Origin of the sequence: Erythrobacter sp. SD-21 (genome assembly GCF_000181515.1) — a bacterium.
GTDB lineage: Bacteria > Pseudomonadota > Alphaproteobacteria > Sphingomonadales > Sphingomonadaceae > Qipengyuania.
On record NZ_ABCG01000004.1, the window covers coordinates 13,463 to 33,095 of the forward strand.

13 protein-coding genes are annotated in these 19,633 nt (G+C 63.5%); 6 read left to right on the plus strand and 7 right to left on the minus strand.

Going from position 1 to position 19,633, the window contains the following annotated elements:
- Positions 1 to 321: 321 nt before the first annotated feature.
- The 6 genes from ED21_RS07890 to ED21_RS07915 all read right to left on the minus strand — a co-directional run bounded on the left by ED21_RS07890 (position 322) and on the right by ED21_RS07915 (position 10,901).
- Positions 322 to 1,059, minus strand: coding sequence for a 3'(2'),5'-bisphosphate nucleotidase CysQ (locus ED21_RS07890; RefSeq protein ID WP_006833342.1), 738 nt, complete (start codon positions 1,057 to 1,059; stop codon positions 322 to 324).
- Positions 1,060 to 1,151: 92 nt separating this feature from the next.
- Positions 1,152 to 2,573 (minus strand): sugar MFS transporter, encoded by a 1,422-nt coding sequence (locus ED21_RS07895; RefSeq protein WP_006833343.1) that lies wholly within the window; start codon positions 2,571 to 2,573, stop codon positions 1,152 to 1,154.
- 107 nt (positions 2,574 to 2,680) lie between these two features.
- Positions 2,681 to 5,056 (minus strand): glycoside hydrolase family 3 protein, encoded by a 2,376-nt coding sequence (locus ED21_RS07900; RefSeq protein ID WP_006833344.1) that lies wholly within the window; start codon positions 5,054 to 5,056, stop codon positions 2,681 to 2,683.
- A gap of 84 nt (positions 5,057 to 5,140) precedes the next feature.
- The gene (locus ED21_RS07905; RefSeq protein ID WP_006833345.1) at positions 5,141 to 6,346 is read right to left on the minus strand and encodes an MFS transporter; all 1,206 of its coding nucleotides are present in this window, start codon (positions 6,344 to 6,346) and stop codon (positions 5,141 to 5,143) included.
- Positions 6,339 to 7,394, minus strand: coding sequence for a LacI family DNA-binding transcriptional regulator (locus ED21_RS07910; protein WP_006833346.1), 1,056 nt, complete (start codon positions 7,392 to 7,394; stop codon positions 6,339 to 6,341). The genes ED21_RS07905 and ED21_RS07910 overlap by 8 nt, the downstream gene beginning before the upstream one ends.
- Positions 7,395 to 7,556: 162 nt before the next feature.
- Positions 7,557 to 10,901 carry a TonB-dependent receptor gene (locus ED21_RS07915; protein ID WP_006833347.1) on the minus strand — a complete coding sequence of 1,115 codons (3,345 nt, stop codon included), beginning with the start codon at positions 10,899 to 10,901 and terminating at the stop codon, positions 7,557 to 7,559.
- A gap of 148 nt (positions 10,902 to 11,049) precedes the next feature.
- Between ED21_RS07915 and ED21_RS07920 the strand changes: the two genes are divergently transcribed.
- The 6 genes from ED21_RS07920 to ED21_RS07945 all read left to right on the plus strand — a co-directional run bounded on the left by ED21_RS07920 (position 11,050) and on the right by ED21_RS07945 (position 16,763).
- On the plus strand, positions 11,050 to 12,567 hold the full coding sequence (locus ED21_RS07920) for a tryptophan halogenase family protein (protein ID WP_006833348.1): 1,518 nt from the start codon (positions 11,050 to 11,052) through the stop codon (positions 12,565 to 12,567).
- A 41-nt stretch (positions 12,568 to 12,608) separates the two neighbouring features.
- Complete coding sequence (locus tag ED21_RS07925) at positions 12,609 to 13,199, plus strand: flavin reductase family protein (RefSeq protein ID WP_006833349.1); 591 nt, start codon at positions 12,609 to 12,611, stop codon at positions 13,197 to 13,199.
- 58 nt (positions 13,200 to 13,257) lie between these two features.
- Complete coding sequence (locus tag ED21_RS07930; RefSeq protein ID WP_006833350.1) at positions 13,258 to 14,235, plus strand: nitronate monooxygenase family protein; 978 nt, start codon at positions 13,258 to 13,260, stop codon at positions 14,233 to 14,235.
- On the plus strand, positions 14,232 to 14,963 hold the full coding sequence (locus ED21_RS07935) for an SDR family NAD(P)-dependent oxidoreductase (RefSeq protein WP_006833351.1): 732 nt from the start codon (positions 14,232 to 14,234) through the stop codon (positions 14,961 to 14,963). The genes ED21_RS07930 and ED21_RS07935 overlap by 4 nt, the downstream gene beginning before the upstream one ends.
- A gap of 6 nt (positions 14,964 to 14,969) precedes the next feature.
- On the plus strand, positions 14,970 to 15,992 hold the full coding sequence (locus ED21_RS07940; protein ID WP_006833352.1) for an aldo/keto reductase: 1,023 nt from the start codon (positions 14,970 to 14,972) through the stop codon (positions 15,990 to 15,992).
- A 96-nt stretch (positions 15,993 to 16,088) separates the two neighbouring features.
- Positions 16,089 to 16,763, plus strand: a complete 675-nt coding sequence (locus tag ED21_RS07945; protein ID WP_006833353.1) for a response regulator transcription factor — start codon at positions 16,089 to 16,091, stop codon at positions 16,761 to 16,763.
- Positions 16,764 to 16,844: 81 nt separating this feature from the next.
- Here ED21_RS07945 and ED21_RS07950 read toward each other — a convergent pair whose 3' ends face one another.
- Positions 16,845 to 19,598 carry a TonB-dependent receptor domain-containing protein gene (locus tag ED21_RS07950; protein WP_006833354.1) on the minus strand — a complete coding sequence of 918 codons (2,754 nt, stop codon included), beginning with the start codon at positions 19,596 to 19,598 and terminating at the stop codon, positions 16,845 to 16,847.
- Positions 19,599 to 19,633: the final 35 nt, after the last annotated feature.

Genomic DNA, 19,633 nt, shown 5'->3' on the forward strand with positions numbered 1-19,633 from the left:
GCCGCACAGATCATGCGGCGAACGAACGCTCTGAAAAAACAAGGCGAATCGTTATGTGCCGGTTAACATGTATGAATCGAGGGGGGCTGTGAAGGGGGGTGCCGGGAGAACGTCCCGATATGGAACGCCTTTTTTCTTATCCCTTTCTTTCAATAGGTTATGCTGGGGATATCGCTGCCCTTGCAACGCGAAACTGGGATTTCTTCGGAAATTTCGAAACGTTTCGCGAAATAATTCTTGTCCGTTCTGGACGAAATAGTTGCATACGTTGAAACCAGAGCGCTGCTCGGAAGGCGAAAATGACCCCTTCGGCTTGTTGGATCACGCTCGATCGAGCTTGGCCACTTCGGCGAGCACCCGCTCGGCCCATTCGGGGCGGCAGATGAGCAGGTCGGGCATGTAGGTATCCGCTTGGTTGTAGGTGAGCGGGCTGCCGTCGATCCGGCTTGCGTGCATCCCATGGGCGAGCGCCACCGCGGCAGGGGCGGCGCTGTCCCACTCATATTGCCCCCCCGTGTGGAGATAGATTTCCGCCTCGCCGCGCACCACGGCCATGGCCTTCGCTCCGGCCGATCCCATCGGCACGAGTTCCGCGCCGATGGCTTCGGCGACGGCAACGGCTTCCTTGGCCGGACGCGTACGGCTGACGACCATGCGCGGGGCGTCTGCGGCTGCGGGCACGTCGATAGGCGCATCGGTGCGCAGGACCATGTCGAGGCCGGGCAGGGCGACCGCACCCGTTTCCGGCTTGCTGTCGACGCAAAGCGCTACGTGGACCGCCCAGTCCGAACGGGCCTCGCCATATTCGCGCGTGCCGTCGACCGGGTCGACGATCCACACGCGGCTCTTGGCGAGGCGTTCTGCCGTGTCCTTGCTTTCTTCCGACAGTAGGCCGTCTTCGGGGCGCTGCTGGGTGAGCGCGTGGCAGAGGAACTGGTTGGCCGTCTCGTCGCCGGCCTTGCCCAGGGATTTGCCTTCGAACATGCCGCTCTCCCGAACCTGGATCAAGATCTTGCCTGCGACTTCGGCAAGATGGGCGGCGAGTTCGGCGTCGGTCATGGGCGTCCCTAAAGATACAAAAGAATTCGGGGGCCGCATGGCAGACCGAAGCCTCCTTGCGAACCCCCGAAGGTCGGTGTGAATGCGAATTCTTACGCGGCGGCAGGGCGCCGCGCGAAGAGTCCGAAGCCTGCGATAATCGCGTAGCAGGCGATCGGCAGGATCATCGCGAAAGCGAGGCTGCCGCTGGCATCCGCGAGGACGCCGTAGAGGAGCGGAACCACCGCGCCGCCGAAGATGGCGACGTTGATGATGCCCGACCCGTCGGCTGCCCGCGGACCGAGCCTCTCGCAGGCGAGCGAGAAGATGGTCGGGAACATGATCGAGTTCATCAGGCCGACGGCGAGCAGGCTGTAGGCCGAGAGTTCGCCGGTCGTCATGATGCTGATCAGGATCAGGATGATCGAGCCCGTCGCGTTGAAGGCGAGGATCTTGCCAGGCGAGAAGACGCGCAGGAAATAGGAGCCGATGAAACGGCCAACCATGGCGCCGCCCCAATAAAGGCCGATCATCCAGCCGATCACGCTCTCCGGTTCGCCAAGGACACGGTCCTGCGCGAGGTAGTTGATGATGATCGATCCGATCGAGACCTCGGCACCCACGTAGAGGAAGATGCAGAGCGCGCCGAAGCTGAAACGGCTGCGGCGCAGCAGATCGTTGTCGTACAGCCATGTGAGCGGGGCTGCGATGATCAGCAGCACGCCGAGCCAGGCGTTGACGTTGATCGCCAGCAGCGCACCGACGACGATGATCGCGAGGCCGACGAGGTAACGGCCATTCGACACGAACTCGTTTTCGCCCATCATCTTCGGATCATGCGGCAGGCGATTGCGAAACAGCCATACGGCGAGGGCGACGATGGCGATCAGCGCGGCAACGCCGAGATAGCCCTGCCAGATGGCTTCGCTTTCGGCTTGCCTGTAGGCGGTAAGCTCGGCTCCGGAGAGTTGGTCTGCGGTAACATTGGCCAGGCTGCCCAGGATGACCGCGGCGCCCACGATCGGGAAGACGGTGGTACCGAGCGAGTTGAACGCCTGCGCAAAGGTAAGACGGCTGTGCGCCGTTTTTTGCGGGCCAAGCAGGGAGATGAGCGGGTTTGCCACCACCTGTACGATCACCACGCCGCTGGCGAGAATGAACAGGGCGAAGAGGAAGATCTCGTAGGTTGCCGTCTGGCTCGCCGGGATGAACAGAAGGCAGCCGACCATCATGGTCAGCAGTCCGGCAACCGCGCCGCGCATGTAACCGAGCTTCTTGACCAGCTTCGCCCCCGGAATACCGATCACGAGATAGGCGAAGAAGAAGCAGAATTGCACCAGCATCGCTTCGGTGTAGCTGAGCGTGAAGAGTTCCTTCAGCTTCGGGATGATCACATCGTTGAGCGAGGTGATGCCGCCGAAGATGAAGAACAGGCCGAAGACGAAGTAGTTGAGGCCTGGGGCGTGAATGCCGCCGCCCTCTTTCTCGATCGGGTTCGGATCCGTGCTCGACGAAACGTCGGGTGCGAGTGCCATTTCAGTTGTCCTCCCAAGTCCCGGTGCGACCCAACGTAGCCCGGGTTTTGTTGCTGCGCTTTGTGTGCCAGCCTTCTGCCGTCCCACAAAGCGAATACGATTGCTGCTCAGAAAGAGCAGGCGGTGCCTTGCGCGAATTCCTCGCGTACCACCGCGCCGATGTTGATCTTGAACGGCCCTTGCGACGTGATCGTCAGAGAGGGGCCGAGGTCCGCCATGCAGGCGTCGGTCAGGACCATCTCGCGATAGCCTTTGCCTTCTGCGACCGAGAGCTGTTGCGTGACGTCCAGCGGTTCGCTTGCGCCGACCTTCACATAAACGGCTGCGGACGGACGCGTCTGGACCTCGTAGGTGACGCGGTAGCCATAGCCAGTGTCGCCGCCCGCCTGCACCAGCTCGAGGACTGCGCCTGGGCCGAAGCTGATCGCGCGCGCGTCTTCCTGCGCGTTGCGGTCGAGGCCGGTTGCAAAGATGCCGCCGGCTTCACCGCGCAGATTGTCGAGCTTGCCGGTCGCCGTGTTGGCGAGCACGCCATCGGCAAGGCGCCCGCTGACATACCAGTCCTTGGCCGCACCCTGCACCAACGGGGCGCAGTTCTCGTCGAGCACCGGCGTCGGCGAGGTGTCGGTGAGCGAACGGCCGTAGCCGACTGGGAAAAGCGCGCCATCGGGGCCGTTCAGGGGACCGAAATCGCAGGTCGCGGGCCAGCTGAAGCCCAGCTTGCCGGTGGCCGGTAGCGCGCCGGTCAGCACGTCGGCAATGCCGGAACCTTCGCCGCCGGGCAACCAGGACGCCACGAAGGCATCGGCGGCGTTCATCTCGCGGTTCATCCACATGGGACGGCCCGAAAGGAAGACGGCCACGGTGGGCACGCCTCCGGCCTTGAACTTGCGCAGCAGGTCCAGACCTTCCTCGTCGGTGAAGCCGAGGTGCTTACGGTCGCCTGCGAATTCCGCATAGGGCTCCTCGCCGAAGACGACGATCGCCACATCGGGCTTGGCTTCATAGCTGCCATCGGCCGAAAGCGTGGCGCTGCCGCCGCTCGCTTCGACAGCGGTTTCCAGGCCGCTCCAGATCGAGGTCGCGCCGGGGAAATAGCTGTTGTCGAGATCGCTCCCGCCCTGCCAGGTCAGCGTCCAGCCGCCTGCGGCCTGCGCGATGTCGTCGGCAGCCGTGCCGGCGACGAGGACGTTGGCGCCTTCCTTCAGCGGCAGGACACCGTTGTTCTTGAGGATGACCTGCGACTTCGCCACCGCTTCCCGCGCGATGGCGCGATGTTCTGGCGAACCGATCAGCTCGTACTGGCCCGCGTTGGGGCGGTCCGAGGGTTTCACGAAACCGTCGAGCAGGCCCGCGCGCAGCTTCATGCGCAGGACGCGGCCGACCGCTTCGTCGAGCCGGGCCATGGGGATGGTGCCGTCCTCGACCTGCGCGACGAGGTTCTCCATCAGGCCCTTCCAGTCGTCCGGCACCATGTAGATGTCGAGCCCGGCCAGCAGCGACTGGGGGCAATCGGTGTTGGTGCAGCCGGCGACCTGTCCGTGGCCGTTCCAGTCGCCCACGACCAGCCCGTCGAATCCGAGTTCGCCGCGCAGGACGTCGGTCAGCAGGGCCTCGTTGCCGTGCATCTTGCGGCCGTTGATCGAGTTGAAGCTGGCCATGATCGTCTCGACACCCGCCGCGATGGTGGCGGGATAGGGCGCGGCGTGGATCTTCTTCAGCGCTTCGATATCGCCGTTCACATCGCCCTGGTCGACACCCTGCTCGGTGCCGCCGTCGCCGAAGAAGTGCTTGGCGGTGGCGATGACATGCCCTGCGCCGAGACGGTCGGGATCGCCCTTGCGGCCCTGCAGGCCTTCGACCAGCGCCGCGCCCAGCGGGGCGACGATGGCGGGATCTTCGGAATAGCTTTCGTACGTGCGGCCCCAGCGATCGTCACGCGCCACGGCGACGGTGGGGGAGAAGTTCCAGTCGATCCCCGTCACTTCGATCTCGGCCGCGGTCGCCTCGCCGATGCGGCGCAGCAGGTCGGCGTCGCGCGTCGCGCCGAGGCCGATGTTGTGCGGGAAGATCGTCGCCTGGACGACATTGGTGTGGCCATGAACCGCGTCCGTGCCCCAGATGGTGGGGATGACCGGCTCGCCGTTCGGCATGGGCGCGACCGAGGCGAGATACATCTCGTCGGCATAACGCAGCCACTCGCTGGCCGGGGCGTATTCATCGCCATAGGGGCCGCCGTTGCCGCCGTTGAGGTAGCTGCCGAAGCGATAACGCTCCATGTCCTCGGGCGTGAAGCTGTTGATCTGGGGCTGGACGAGCTGGGCGACCTTGCGCTCCAGGCTCATGCGGGAAAGGATGTCCGCAACGCGGGCGTCCTCGGCCGACACCGGCGCGCTCGCCACTGCGGTCTCGGCCCCTGCCGGCAGGGTGCTGCAACCGCCAAGGGCCACTGCAGCGGCGGTGGCCATCCAAAAGGCTTTCATATTCCTCATCCCTCCGCGTTCTCTCCCAATTGAGAACGTTATCAAAGGCGAGAAATGCCATGCGTTAAGGGCAAAATCAAGCCGCTAGTTGGATGGGGTGGGGGACCTCGGCATGGTTAGCAACAGGATGGTCGCAAGCGTCGCCAGGCAGGCTAGCAGGAAGAACAGGCCGGAGAAGCCGAACAGCGGCACGAGCGCCAGGGTCAGCCAGGGCATAATGAGGCTGGGTACGGTATTGGTGAGGTTGAAAAGCCCGAGATCGCGTCCACGGGTAGCAGGCTTGGGCAGAACGCGCAGGGTCTGGCTCGAATGGAGCGCGAGGAAAACGCTCGTCGAGAGGCCGAAAACGAGATACCCCGCAATGGCGCCCTCGATACCCTGCGCCAGCGCCATGGCGACCAGACCCAACGCGCCGACGCCCGCGCCCCATGCCAGCGGCATGATCGGACGGTCGCGGCGGTCGGACCAGCGCCCGGCCAAGAGGGCCAGCGGGACCGACAGGCCGAGAACCAGCGCGAAGATTCGCGCGGTGTCGCTGTCGGTGAAGCTGCCGTCGATGCCGGTCAGCCAGATGAGGAGATAGGCGAAGAGCGCTGCCTCGGCGATCTGGACCAGCAGGCGTGCCAGCCACATGCGCGCAACTGCACCCCGCGGGAAACGCGGAGGGGCGTTTTCGGCCGGCGTAAGCGACGCTGTAAGGTCCGGCATGGGGACGGGCCTGCCGAAGAGGATGACCGGCAGCACCATGACGGCGACCAGCGCGGCGACGAGGGCGAGCCGCTCGTCGGGTCCTGCGAGGCCGGGCAGGGTGACCAGCGCGCCCGATGCAGCACCGAGCGCGGGGGCGAAGGAGAGTAGGCCACCCAGCAGACCCTTCTGCCGGTCGGGAACGACATCGCCCGCCCAAGCTGCAAGCGGGGCGAGCATCATGTTGAGAGCGACTTGCCACACCACCACCAGGCCGATCAGTTCGGTCGGGCTATCAGTCGCCCGAATGCTGACGAGCAGCAGGCAGGAGAGGACAAGGCCCGCCACGATCCACGGTCGCCGCGTGCCGGTGGCATCGCTCAGCCAGCCGAAACCGATATTGGCGAGGCTGGCCGTGATCGCTCCGGCAAAAGCAATATAGGCGAGCAGGTCGATATTGGCGTCGCCGACCATCTCGGTCGCCCGGACAGGCAGCAAGAGGGTAAGGAAGGGAACGTAGGATACGGCCCCGCCGGCAGCGGCCAGCGCGTAGAGCCACAGGAAACGCAGCGTCTGTCGCTGCTCGGGCGCGGTCTCAGCCACGAGTTTCGGGGCGGGCGGTGGAGCCGCGCACGACGAGTTCGCCGACGACCGAGACGGGCTCCGTCGGGAGCGCCTTCTTGCGGGCCGCGATGAGCAGTTCCACGGCGCGCGATATGGTGGCGGAAATCGGCTGGTCGACTGCGGTCAGCGCAGGCTGGGTGAAGCGGACGATCGGCGAATTATCGAAACTTACCAGCGAAAGGTCCCGGGGCACGTCGAGGCCCCGCGTGCGGGCCACTTCGAGCGTGGCGAGCGCCATCTGGTCGCTACTGGCGATGATCGCGGTCGGCGGCTCAGCGGCATGGAGCAGTTTGTTGGCCGCCGCCATGCCGCTTTCGAAACCGAAATCTCCGCGTTCGCATAGCCCGTCTGTCACGAAGCCCGCATCGGCCATCGTTTGCCGCCATCCCTCGATACGCCAGTCGGCAAGGCTGAATTCCTGTGGCCCGGCGATGAAGCCGATGCGTTCGTGCCCCAGTTCGATCAGGTGATCGGTGGCGAGGCGCGCGTTATGCGTGTCGCCCATGGTCATCGGCACGCCGGGACCTTCCTGCTTCGAACCGATCCGTGCAAAGGGTATGCCGCGCTCGGCAAGCAGTCCGGTGATGAGCGGATTCTCCGAATGCGGCGGGGTGAGGATGACGCCGTCGGGCTGGAGGGCCGCCAACGCGGCCCCCAGTTCGCGCTCGACATGGTCGTTATGCGTGTCGACGAGTTCGATCATCATCCGATAGCCGTGCTCGGCGCAGGTCAGCATGCCGCCCAGCAGCATCTGGTCGACCCAGTCGCGCCCTTCGCGCGCGCGCCAGTCGGCGATCGTCAGGTCACGGTCGTTGATGGCGAGGATGAGATAGGAACGCGAGCCGCTCATCCGCTGCGCAGCGATCGAGGGCACGTATCCAAGCTTGTCGATGCTCGCCTGCACCCGCTCCTTCATCGCGGGGCGGACATTGGGCTCGTTGTTGATGACGCGGCTCACCGTCTGCAGGGAAACCCCCGCATCCGCTGCCACATGCTTGATCGTTACCGATTGGCGCCGCCGAGCCATGTCAATGGGCCCCCCGAAATTTCGTTTGCCGACTTCGTAAAGTCTAATGAAGCGAGTCGAATCCCGCCATTCGAAAGCCCCACAAATCTGGGCATACCATACGGATACGGGCCCCGGTCGCTTCAACCGAGGCCCGCCTTTTTAACCGGTCATCCGGCCCACTTAGAAGTTGAAGCGGGCGATGAACGTGTAGCGGCGATCGTTGCGGAATGCCGCGCTGATCGGGCGCGTGCCGTCGTAGTCCACCTTGGTCGACAGCTTGGTTACTTCGTCGAGCAGGTTAACACCTTGGACGCCGAGTTTGAGGTTCTCGTTGACCGTGTAGAAGATCGACCCGTCAAGCTGGCCGCCGGCTTCCTGGAAGATCGGCGAGTACGGGAAGAGATCGTCCCGCGTCGTTACCAGGAAGTCGCTACGCCAGTTGTACGCAGCACGCGCCGAGAACGGACCACGCTCGTAGAAGATCGTGGCGTTGATCGTGTGCTCGGATACACCCTGAAGCGGTGTGCCTGCCACGAACGGACCGTTGTTTACCGGGCCGCCGCTCGAGTTCACCGACGGCGAACCGATGCCCGAGATATTCGGGTTCGGGAAGTCACTGGCGTCGACATAGGTGTATGAGAACTGCGTGCCGAGGCCATCGAGGAAGCCTGGCAGGAAGTCGTAGACCTGCTGGTGGGCGATCTCGACCCCTTTGAGCGTGCCCGAGATGTCGTTCGCCGGACCACGGATGATCACGTCCTGCGAACCGGCGTCCGGCGCCGAATAGTTCGCGAGGCCGATGCCGTTCTGCACAATGCCGTCGATATCTTTCAAGAAGAAGGCTGCGGTAAGCGAACCCACCTCGGCAAAGTACCATTCGAGGCTGAGATCATAGTTCCACGATTCGACGGGGCGCAAATTGCGATTCCCGGTCTGCAGCTGAAGCAGCGGACCCGAATCGGCGTTGCCGCTGAATGCAAGCGTACCGCCGGCGTTGAACAGGTTCAGGTCGGGACGCGAGATCCCCTTCGAAACGGCGCCGCGGATGACGATGCCGTTATTGTTGTCGAACCGAACGTTCAGCGACGGAAGCCAATGATCGAAGACGATGTCGCGCGTGTCCGAGATCAGCTCGCCCGTATAGAGCGATGCGAACTCGGCCAAGCGAGCGCCTGCAAGATCACAATATTCCGGTCTGCCTTCGCTATCGACGGGAATTGCAGCACACGGAGTTGAGATCTCCGTCGGCTGGACAATCCCGTCGCCATTGCCGCCATTGTCCACGTCATCGAATTGGGCCGGGTCGGGGAAGGCGATGGTCGAATCGTTGCTAACCTTAGTCTCTACATATCGGACACCGATGTTGCCCGACATGGTCCAGCTTCCGAAATCGCTGCCGAAATCGGCGCGGGCATAAGCCGCGTTTGTGATTTCGGTCACGTCCGAAATTTCGCCGGGGCAAAACGGATCGCACTGCACGACCGTGCCATCGAGAAGGGTACGGCTGCGATTGTTCACGCCGTAGGTGGCAACGCCGAAAGGACCGGATCCGCTGAATGCGTTGATTTGTGCGACCTGTTCGTCGGTCGTTCCCGCGAGATATTCACCGAGGAAATCATCACCGCCGAAGAAAAACGCCGATCCGCCTTCAATCGGAGTCCCCGCCTCGCCGCGCTGGAAGTTGTCCGCGAAGGGCGAACGGAGCTGCGAGAAGCCCGGGAATTCGTCGGTATAGGCGCCGCCTCCGATGGCGTCCGCCTGGCCCGGCAGGCCAGTGAAGAAACGGCCCGGCTCGTAAGTGCACGGCTCGAAGGTCGACGGGTTCTGGCCCCAGGGCAAACAGCCCGCACGACCGGTCCAAGGCGCCGACAAATTGCCCCAGGTGCTGAAGTTCGTGTTGCGGTTAACGCGGTCGCGCGCCGCCCAGCGTGCACCGAAGCGCGCTTTCTTGAGGAAACCTTCGTCGCTGATGTCGTATTCGAAATCCCCCGACAGGCTAAACAGATTACCATCATTGCGCTCTCGGCTGTCGAGAGCGAACCAGTAGTAGGTGTAGTACCCGCTGCCGAAATAATCCTGCGGAACGTCGGCCGGAAGCGCTCCGGACGGCTGCAAGAACTGGATATCGGGGGTTTCGCCGCTCAGGTCGATTCCAATGTCGGCCCAAGTGCTTGTTGCGCCGAAGACCGCATTGCGGGTCAGTTCGGAGGAGACGTGCTGCGCCTCGAACTTGCCGCGGAAACGATCGGTGAATTCGGCCTCGATATCGAACGAATAGTCCTCGGTGGTGCTATCGGTGCCACGAAGGAAACGCAGCGCATCCAGCGGGATGCCGCCGATGCCGAAGGGGGTCGCGTAAGCGTCGTCCACATTCTGCGTAAGAACACCGCTCACGAAATTGCCATTGGCATCAAACTCATAGCTCGTACCGGGGCGCGGCTGGTTGGTCGCCACACCATCGTCGATACGACCCAAAAGTGCGAATTCTTCGGTGAAGAAGCTGGTATCCGAGCGCAGATATTCTGCGGTCATCAGCAGGCGGCCGTCGAGCGTTTCGAACTGACCGACGACCGAGTAGGCCTGGCGGTCACGATCGAGCGTGGTCGAGCGGACGTTGGCAAATTGCGGAACCAGAACGCTGTCAGCCGGCGGGAACTCGTCGGGACCCAAAAGCACATCACCCTGGATGCCGCCCGAGTCGACCGCCTGGGCGCGAATGCAGCCGCTGCTGAGGTCAGCCGGGCGGTAACAGTAATCGACCAACTGCGACGCATCGGTACGGCTCTTGAGGGCCGAGTTCGAATAGCTCAGCTGAAGCCCGAAGGTGCCGGCAGCCGTGTCGAATGTGTCCGATGCCAGAATGTTGAAAGTCGGCGACCATTCCTGGCGCAGGTCACCATAGTTGGCTTCGATCGAACCCGCGAGGTTCAGCCCGGGGTTGTCGAGCGGCTTGCGGGTAACAAGATTGACCAGGCCCGAAATCTGCCCTTCGATCATGTCGGCAGTGGTGTTCTTGAACACTTCGACACGGCCAACCAGTTCCGGAGACACATCTTCAAAGCTCAGCGCAATACCGCCATTGGCAGAGAAGATATCGCGTCCGTTCAGTTCCGAGCGCACATAGGGAAGACCACGGATGATGACGCCGGTACCCTCGACCGAGAAACGGGTCGGATCAGAGGTCTTTTCGAAACGACCGATATTCACACCGGGCACGCGCTGCAGCGTTTCCGCGACAGAACGGTCGGGCAAGGCGCCGATGTCTTCTGCGGTGATCACGTCGACGACCGTGTCGGCGCGTTCCTTGATGCTTTGCGCAGTTTTCAACGACTCTGCAAAGCCGGTAACGATAATGACGTTCTCGTCATCAAGCTCTTCCGGAGTGCCGCCAGCAGATTCTTCGGTGATGTCGCCATCGGTATCCTGCGCGAGCGCAGGATGCGCGGCGACAAGTGCCAGGCCCGATGCGGTGGTGAGTGCGGCGGTACGCGAAAATGCGGCGACGCCAGTCGTTTTGCGAAACATGTATCCTCCCTGGTCCCAAGCGATTCTTCAGGACGAATCCTGTGATCAATTTGTCATATATCGCTACTTGTTAGCGTTCACAACAATCAATATGAACGTTCACAAGCACCGTGGCGGACTGGCAACAGTGCCGCTTTGATGGCAAGGGATGCGCATGGCTATCGAACATATCGTAATCGTCGGCGGCGGGACTGCAGGATGGATGGCGGCCGCCGCGCTGTCGCGTATCCGCGACGGGCGCGACCTCAAGATCACGCTGGTCGAATCCGAACAGATCGGCACGGTCGGCGTCGGCGAGGCGACGATTCCACCCTTCGTCGAATTCCAGAACGCGCTCGATATCGACGAGCGCGAGATGATGGCCGCGGTGCAGGGCACCTTCAAGCTGGGCATCCAGTTCGCCAATTGGGGCCAGGTCGGGGAAAGCTATATCCATCCCTTCGGTGACTATGGCTACGAGCTGGGCGGCGTGCATTTCCACCAGGTCTGGCACGCCATGCGCGAACGCGGCGACAAGCGCCCGCTGCAGGTCTTCAACCTCGAGACCATGGCGGCCCATTTCGGCAAGTTCATGCGCTCGCAGGATTATGGCCGCGACGATCTGCCGCCGATGAACTACGCCTATCATATAGATGCGACCGCCTATGCCCGCTTCCTGCGCGCTTATGCCGAAAAGCGCGGCGTGGTGCGGCGCGAAGGGCTGGTGAAGAACGTCGCCCTGCATCCCGAGACCGGCTTCGTCACAGGCATCACGCTCGACGATGGGGAAGAGATCGAAGGCGATTTCTTCGTCGATTGCTCGGGCTTCCGTGGACTGCTGATCGAACAGGCGCTGGAAACCGGTTATGAGGAATGGACCAGGTTCCTTCCCTGCGACCGCGCCGTGGCGCTGCCATGCAACCGCGACGACGGTTCTCCGCCGCCGCCTTTCACCAAGGCGACCGCGCACAAGGCCGGCTGGCAGTGGCAGGTTCCCTTGCAGACCCGCAACGGCAACGGCCATGTCTATTGCAGCGAATTCATGGAAGCCGACGAGGCGCATGACATCCTCGTCCAGAACCTCGCCGGCAAGCCGACCGCCGATCCCAATCACCTGCGGTTCGTGACGGGGCGCCGCAAGAAGTTCTGGAACAAGAACGTCGTCGCGCTTGGCCTTGCTTCGGGCTTCATGGAACCGCTGGAATCGACCTCGATCCACCTCATCAACACCGGCGTGAACAAGCTCATCGCCACGCTCTCGCTCGACGGGGTGACCGAAGCGCAGGCGAGCACGTACAACCGCCTCACCGACAAGGAATACGAGCGCATCCGCGACTTCCTCGTGCTGCACTACAAGGTGACACGGCGCGACGATTCCGAATTTTGGAATTACGTCCGCACGATGGACGTGCCCGATACGCTCAGCGAGAAAATCGAGATTTTCAAGGCGAACGGCCAGGTCTTCCGCGAGGAGGACGAGCTATTTACGACCACCAGCTGGGCTGCGGTCATGCTGGGGCAGGGCATCACGATGGACGGCACCAGCCCGATGGCCGCCGGGGTGATCGATGGTGTGGCGAAAGAGGTCGACGAGATGGAACGCTCGATCAAGTGGCTTGTCCAGCAGATGCCGGGCCATGACCAGTACCTCCAGCGCTATTGTCCGACCGGTGTGAAAGCCGCCTGACGCTTGCTCTCGCACAAAGCTGGCTCTAGCGCAGCCTTCGCATGTTCGATCCCATCGCCTTTCGCAGCGCGCTCGGCAGCTTTGCCACCGGCGTGACCATCGTTACCGCGCGCGATGCCTCCGGCGCGCCCGTGGGGCTGACGGCGAACAGCTTCAACTCGGTCAGCCTTGACCCGCCGATGGTGCTGTGGAGCCTTTCGCTTCATTCGGGCAGCCTGCCGGTGTTCCGCGATGCGCAGAACTGGGCGGTCCATGTGCTGGCGGCCGACCAGCAGGCGATGTCCGACCGCTTCGCCACCCCCGCTATCGACAAGTTCGAAGGCCTCTCGCTCGGCGATGGTCCCGAAGGCGCGCCGCTGATCGAAGGCTGCGCGGCGCGTTTCGGCTGCCGGGCGCGGTTCGAATATGAGGGCGGCGATCACGCGATCTTCCTCGGCGAAGTGGTCGATTTCGACCGGCGCGAGGCCGAGCCCCTGATCTACCACGGCGGGCAATACGGCCGCATCATGCGCGCACCCACCGGCGCGGACCTGGAACGCGAGGGGCTGGCCGAGGATACCGCCGCCGGCCTTTCCCTTACGGATCGCGGCCGCGACTTGCTGCGCGCGCTGGAGCGGGTCGCGAAGCGCTAGACTTGAGCACCTCCCGCCGATACCGGTTGCAAAACGCAACACGAAGGGAGAACGCCCCATGAAGACCGCCATCACCGAAATGTTCGGTATCGAGCATCCGATCATCCAGGGCGGCATGCATTATGTCGGCTTTGCGGAAATGGCGGCGGCGGTCTCCAACGCAGGCGGGCTCGGCATCATCACCGGCCTCACACAGGGGACGCCCGAAAAGCTCGCCAACGAGATCGCGCGCTGCAAGGACATGACCGACAAGCCCTTCGGCGTGAACCTGACCTTCCTGCCGACGGTCAACGCGCCCGATTATCCGGGCCTCGTGCGAACCATCATCGAAGGCGGGGTGAAGATCGTCGAGACGGCTGGCAACAACCCGGCGCAGGTCCTGCCTTTCTTCAAGGACGCGGGCGTCAAGGTGATCCACAAATGCACCAGCGTGCGCCACAGCCTAAAGGCTCAGTCGATCGGCTGCGATGCGGTGAGCGTCGACGGCTTCGAATGCGGCGGCCATCCGGGCGAGGACGATATCCCGAACATGATTTTGCTCCCGCGCGCGGCGGACGAGCTGGAAATGCCCTTCGTCGCCAGCGGCGGGATGGCCGATGGACGCAGCCTTGTCGCCGCGCTCGCCATGGGGGCGGACGGGATGAACATGGGCACGCGCTTCATCGCCACCAAGGAAGCACCGGTGCATGAAAACGTGAAGGCGGCGATCGTCGCGGCGAGTGAACTCGACACCCGCCTCGTCATGCGCCCGCTGCGCAACACCGAGCGTGTGATGACCAACGACGCGGTCGAGGAACTGCTCAAGATCGAGCAGGAGAAGGGTGCTCACCTCAAGTTTGAGGACATCATCGAACAGGTCGCAGGCGTCTATCCGCGCATCATGACCGAAGGCGATATGGACGCAGGCGCATGGTCCTGCGGCATGGTGGCAGGCCTCATCAACGACATCCCGACCTGCCAGGAACTCATCGACAACATCATGGCCGAGGCCGACGCGATCATCACCCAGCGCCTCGCGGGCTTCCAGGCAGCATGAGCGACCCGCTCGACTATTCCGGCAAGACCGTCCTCGTCGTCGGAGGCACCAGCGGCATCGGCAACGGCATCGCGCAGGGCTTCCGCGAGCGCGGCGCGACGGTCCATGTGACCGGCACGCACGCTTCGGCGGAAGACTATCCCGACAGCGAGATGGAGGGCCTCGCCTTCCATTCGCTCGATGTCGCGGATCGCGAAGCCGTGGATACGTTCGGCTGGCCTGACAGGCTCGATGTCGTGGTGCTGTGCCAGGGCATTGCGCGCTATGGCCGCGAGGAATTCACCCGCGAGGGATGGGATGCGGTGATGGCGGTGAACCTCGACAGCCTGCTCGATTGCGCCAACGCGGTTCGGCGGAAACTGGCCGACACGGGCGGATCGCTGCTGATCGTAAGCTCCATCGGCGGCTATCGCGGCCTCGTCGGCAACCCGGCCTATGGCGCGAGCAAGGCAGGCGCGATCAGCATGGTGAAATCGCTGGGCGTGGCCTTTGCGGGCGACGGCATCTGCGTGAACGGCATCGCGCCGGGCTATGTCCACACCAAGATAAACGACGCCTTCCTCAAGGACGAGAAGACCCAGAAGCACATCATCTCCGAAACGCCGCGAGGGCGGCTGGGCCTGCCCGAGGACATGGCGGGCGTTGCGCTCTTCCTCGCCTCGCCCTTGGCGGATTACGTGGTCGGCCAGACGATCAGCGTCGATGGCGGGATGAGCGTGGGCGGCTGAGCGGGAATGGAATACACCAATCTCGGACCCAGCGGCCTCAAGGTCTCGCGCCTGTGCCTTGGCTGCATGAGCTATGGCGACACGACCAAGGGCTGGCACGGCGACTGGGTGCTGGGCGAAGAAGAAAGCCGACCCTTCTTTCGGGAGGCGGTGGAAGCGGGGATCAACTTCTTCGACACCGCCAACATGTATTCAAAGGGCGCGTCGGAAGAACTGGTGGGCAAGCTGCTGCCCGAGTTCACCCATCGCGACGAAATCGTGGTGGCCACCAAGGCCTTCCTGCCCTGGCGCAACACGCCCAACGCGGGCGGGCTTTCGCGCAAGAGTCTGTTCCAAGCCGTCGACGACAGCCTTCGCCGGCTGGGCATGGATTATGTCGACCTGTTCCAGATCCACCGCTGGGACGAAACCACGCCGATCGAAGAGACGATGGAAGCGCTGCACGACATCGTGAAGGCGGGCAAGGCGCGTTATATCGGCGCGTCCTCGATGCAGGCGTGGCAATTCGCCAAGGCGCAGGAAGTCGCCCGCCGCCGTGGGTGGACGACGTTCATCTCGATGCAGAACCACGTGAACCTGCTCTACCGCGAGGAAGAGCGCGAAATGATCCCGCTGTGCGAGGACCAAGGCGTGAGCCTCATCCCATGGTCGCCGCTGGCGCGCGGACGGCTGGCGCGGGGCTGGGACGAAAGCACCGTGCGAAGCGAGACGGACGGCTTCGGCAAGATGCTCTACACGCAGAATATCGAGGCCGACCGCGCCGTGATCGAGGCGGTGGGCTCGATTGCCGAGGAACGCGGCGTATCGCGCGCGAGTGTGGCGCTCGGCTGGCATTTCGCCAAGGGCATCACCGCCCCCATTGTCGGGGCCACCAAGCCGGGTCACATCGGCGCCGCGGTCGATGCCATCACGCTCGATCTGACTGAAGTAGAGGTCGAGCGGCTGGAGAAACCCTATCTGCCGAAAATGCCGGTCGGCGTTGCCTCGACCGCGCCTTCCTTCGGGCCCGTCACCCTGCGCGAAAGCTGAAGTTTACGACTGTTACAGCCATGCGCGCCAAGGTCACAAACCGGTCACATCCATGCGCCATCGCTGGCCCACCATCAGGGGGCAAGGGACGCGTTCGTGGCCGTCATCTATATACTCATGACCGACCCGCAGGTCGAACGATACGACAATTTCGACAATGGCGAGACGACCTATGTTTTCGACCGTCTCGCGTCGGGCGGGCCGCGGCGTTTGCTCGAAGGCCCGGTATGCGTTTTCGTCGACTGGGTGCTGGAAGATCTATCCGGTCTCGAAATGTGCCGTCGCCTGCGCGCCGATAGTCGGACGGGCGATGCCCACATCACCATGGTGCTGGAAAGCTGCGATGCCGAGAACAAGCGCCGGGCGCTGGCGGCGGGCGCCGACGATTATGTGCTCGGCCCGATCGACCGCACCAGCGTGCTCGACCGGGTGCTGGCCCTCGGCAGCGGAAGGGTAGCGCAGGCCAGCACGCGCCCATTCCGTCTGGGCGACCTCGAAATCGACATGCCTGCCTTGCAGGCGCGCTGGAAGGACCAGCCCATTCCCCTGCGCCCTAACGAGTTCCGCCTGCTCCGCTTCTTCGCCGAGAACGCCGACCGTGTCCTCGGCCGCAGCGAACTCATCGACGGGCTGGGTAAGCAGGACCCGCCCATCGACGAGCGAACGGTCGATGTCTGGATCGGCCGGTTGCGGCGGGCGCTGCGGCAGGTCGGGGTGGGCGATCCCATCCGCACGGTCCGCTCGCTCGGCTATGTTTACGACAGCCACTGACACGGTCCCACCGCACCTCTGAACATGAAAAAAGGGCCGCTCCGAAGAGCGGTCCTTTCGAGTCTATCCGAGGAGGATACCTCAGAATTTGATCGATGCGCCGAGGCTGAAGCTGCGCCCGACTTCGTAACTGTTGATCTCGATCCGGTCGGTCCCGTTGGTCTGGAATTCCTCGTGATCCTGCCCGGTGAGGTTGCGGGCCTCGAACTTCATCTCGACTTCGGAACCGGCGAGCTCGAAGCCCTGGCGCACCACGAAGTCGAGGCTGATGCCCGGTTCTTCGATGATGTCGGGCAGCGGGCCTGCGCCGCGGCTGGTGACGCGTTCGCTGGCGTATTTGAACAGCAGCGTGAACTGGCTCAGGCGGTCGAGATCCTCGAGGCCTAGCTGGAGGTTCACGAGGTGGTCCGACTGGCCGGTCAGCGACACGCCGTCGTCGAAGAAGTTGGCGGCCGGCTGATCGGCGAAGGGGAAGACCCGCGCGGTGTCGTCGGCCCCGACTTTGATCTCGGACTGGGTGTAGGTGTAGTTCGCGATTGCGACGAGCTGCTGGCTCTCGAACCAGCCGCCAAGATCGAACAGGTCGAAATTGTACTGGAATTCCGCTTCTGCCCCGTAGAGTTCGGCCTGCGGCGCGTTGGCGAAGCCGCTGATGATTTCGTTGTCGGAGAAGCTGGTGAAGACTTCGATCGGGTTTTCGATGTCCTTGTAGAACCCGGCCACGCTCGCCCGGCTGCCGCCGCCGAAGTAATATTCGGCACGGGCCTCGTAATTCGTCAGCTGGCTGTCGACGAGACGCGGGTTGCCGTTGAACTGGCGGTTGGTTTCCGGATCGAAATAGGTCTGGAAGATCAGCTCGCGGAACTGCGGGCGGGCAATGGTCCTCGAGGCGCTGGCGCGCAGCTGGAAACTGTCGGTGACTTCCCAGGTCAGCGTGCCGCCCGGAAGCCAGTAATCGTTTTCCAGCAGGGTTGCGCTGCTCGAGCCGAGCGGCTCGGCGAAGACCTCGATGGCGTCGACCGACTGGACGGCGGTTTCGTAGCGGACGCCGACATCGAGCGAGAGACGGTCGATCGGGCGCAGGTTCACCTTGCCGTAGCCGGCGTGGATTTCCAGCGCCGCTGCGAAGGCCGGGTCGGCTTGCGTCGTCTCGAAGATGTTGAGCTCGTACGGGCCGATGCCGCCGGCGGCCTGCGCGTCGCGGTCGAAGGCAAGGTCGATCAAGGCATCGCCGAGAAGGTTGTCGGGGCGAAACACGCCGAGGCCTTCGGGGAAGCCGGAGGACGCGCGGATGTCGAACTCGCGCCGCGTGGAGGTGCGGTCGGTATCCGTATAGGCATAGCCTATCGTCGCGCTCAGCCAGTCGGTAAAGACATAGCCGACGTCGATCCCGCCATACCAGAGATCTTCGGTCAGGTCGCTGAAGGCCACCGTGGCGCGGCCACGCTGGTTGTCGAGCAGGTTGAGATAGAGCTCGCCGAACGGATCGTTGGGGCTGTTGACCGGGCGCGAATAGGCGAAGGTCCATTCGAAAGGCGCTTCACGCTGCGTCTGGGCATAGCCGCCGCGCAGATCGACCGAGAGATCGCCGAACTCGAGTTCGCCCACGAACTGGCTGTTGAACAGCTGGCGCTCGAACCACGAGGTGTCCTGGATGAGGTCTTGGTCGTCGTTCTGGAAGTCGATACCTTCTTCGATCGACGCGCGCTTCAGCGTGTCGTGGATGTAGAAGTTGGTAAAGCGGAACTTGTGCTCCGCAATCTCGAAGCCGAAGCCCAGCAGGCCGTTGACAAGCACGCGGTTGTCGGTGGCGAATTCGCGGAAATCGCTGTCGAGTTCCAGCTCGGCGTTGGAAGCCGTCTGCTTGGTGATCAGGCGGTTGCGCCACTTGTTGCTGATCGAGCCGGTAGCGATGATGCCGAGCATTCCGTCGGCACCCACATCGAAGGAGGTACCGGCCGTGATGCCTGCGCTGAAATTCGCCGGCAGGTCGCCGATCTTCTGGACCAGATAGAGATTGGGGTCATTGATGTCCTTCAGGATCGCCCTTGTGTCGACACCCTCGTCGTTGATGCGTGCACCGCTGTCGAAGAAGCCCTGGAACGCGCCGTAATTCTCGACATTGCGGCGGCCCTGGTCGAAGCCGGTCCAGTCCCAGTCGCCGCCGAAATAGCTGTAACCGGGGCCGAAGGTGGTTTCGCTGTCGCCCGAAAGCGAACCGCTGACGGTCACGAAACTCTCAGTGGGGATGGCGCGGGTGGTCAGGTTGACGACACCGCCGCCGAACTCACCCGGGAAGTTGGGCGAATAGGTCTTCTGCACGAGGCTGGAGGCGACCACGCTGGTCGGGAAGATGTCGAGCGGGACCACGCGGCTGAGCGGTTGCGGCGAGGGCAGCGGAAGGCCGTTGAGCAGCGCCAGCGAATAGCGATCGCCAAGACCGCGGACATAGACGAGGCCACCCTGCTGCGAGAGGCCCGTGGTGCGCCCCAGCGCGCCGGCAATGTCGCCTTCGCCGGTACGCGCGATGGTCGCGGTGTCGAGCACGGTGACGACCTGCGGGGAGGCGCGCGTCACGTCGCGGTTGCGGCGACCGGTGACGACGATGGTGCCGCCGGGAACGGAAATGTCGGGTTCGGCCTGTTCTTCCTCGGCGATATCGCCGGGGACGGTGTCGTTCGCGTCCTCGACATCCTGCGTCAGTTCCTCGTCGGGAACTTCCTCTTCGGTCGGCGGCGGGCCTTCGGCACCCGTGCTCTGCGCGGTCGCGGCAACGGGGAAGGTCAGGGCGGTGGAGAGCAGGAGCAGGGCGGTGAGCTGCTTGCCGGATGACATGGAATTGACCCCCTCAGATAAGGTCGGGAATTGGA

What these genes read in the sequence shown, in the direction of transcription:
- ED21_RS07950 (WP_006833354.1), bottom strand. Translation starts at nt 19,598, where the DNA reads ATGTCATCCGGCAAGCAGCTCACCGCCCTGCTCCTGCTCTCCACCGCC.
- ED21_RS07890 (WP_006833342.1), bottom strand. Translation starts at nt 1,059, where the DNA reads ATGACCGACGCCGAACTCGCCGCCCATCTTGCCGAAGTCGCAGGCAAG.
- ED21_RS07930 (WP_006833350.1), top strand. Translation starts at nt 13,258, where the DNA reads ATGAAGACCGCCATCACCGAAATGTTCGGTATCGAGCATCCGATCATC.
- ED21_RS07900 (WP_006833344.1), bottom strand. Translation starts at nt 5,056, where the DNA reads ATGAAAGCCTTTTGGATGGCCACCGCCGCTGCAGTGGCCCTTGGCGGT.
- ED21_RS07910 (WP_006833346.1), bottom strand. Translation starts at nt 7,394, where the DNA reads ATGGCTCGGCGGCGCCAATCGGTAACGATCAAGCATGTGGCAGCGGAT.
- ED21_RS07895 (WP_006833343.1), bottom strand. Translation starts at nt 2,573, where the DNA reads ATGGCACTCGCACCCGACGTTTCGTCGAGCACGGATCCGAACCCGATC.
- ED21_RS07935 (WP_006833351.1), top strand. Translation starts at nt 14,232, where the DNA reads ATGAGCGACCCGCTCGACTATTCCGGCAAGACCGTCCTCGTCGTCGGA.
- ED21_RS07920 (WP_006833348.1), top strand. Translation starts at nt 11,050, where the DNA reads ATGCGCATGGCTATCGAACATATCGTAATCGTCGGCGGCGGGACTGCA.
- ED21_RS07925 (WP_006833349.1), top strand. Translation starts at nt 12,609, where the DNA reads ATGTTCGATCCCATCGCCTTTCGCAGCGCGCTCGGCAGCTTTGCCACC.
- ED21_RS07915 (WP_006833347.1), bottom strand. Translation starts at nt 10,901, where the DNA reads ATGTTTCGCAAAACGACTGGCGTCGCCGCATTTTCGCGTACCGCCGCA.
- ED21_RS07940 (WP_006833352.1), top strand. Translation starts at nt 14,970, where the DNA reads ATGGAATACACCAATCTCGGACCCAGCGGCCTCAAGGTCTCGCGCCTG.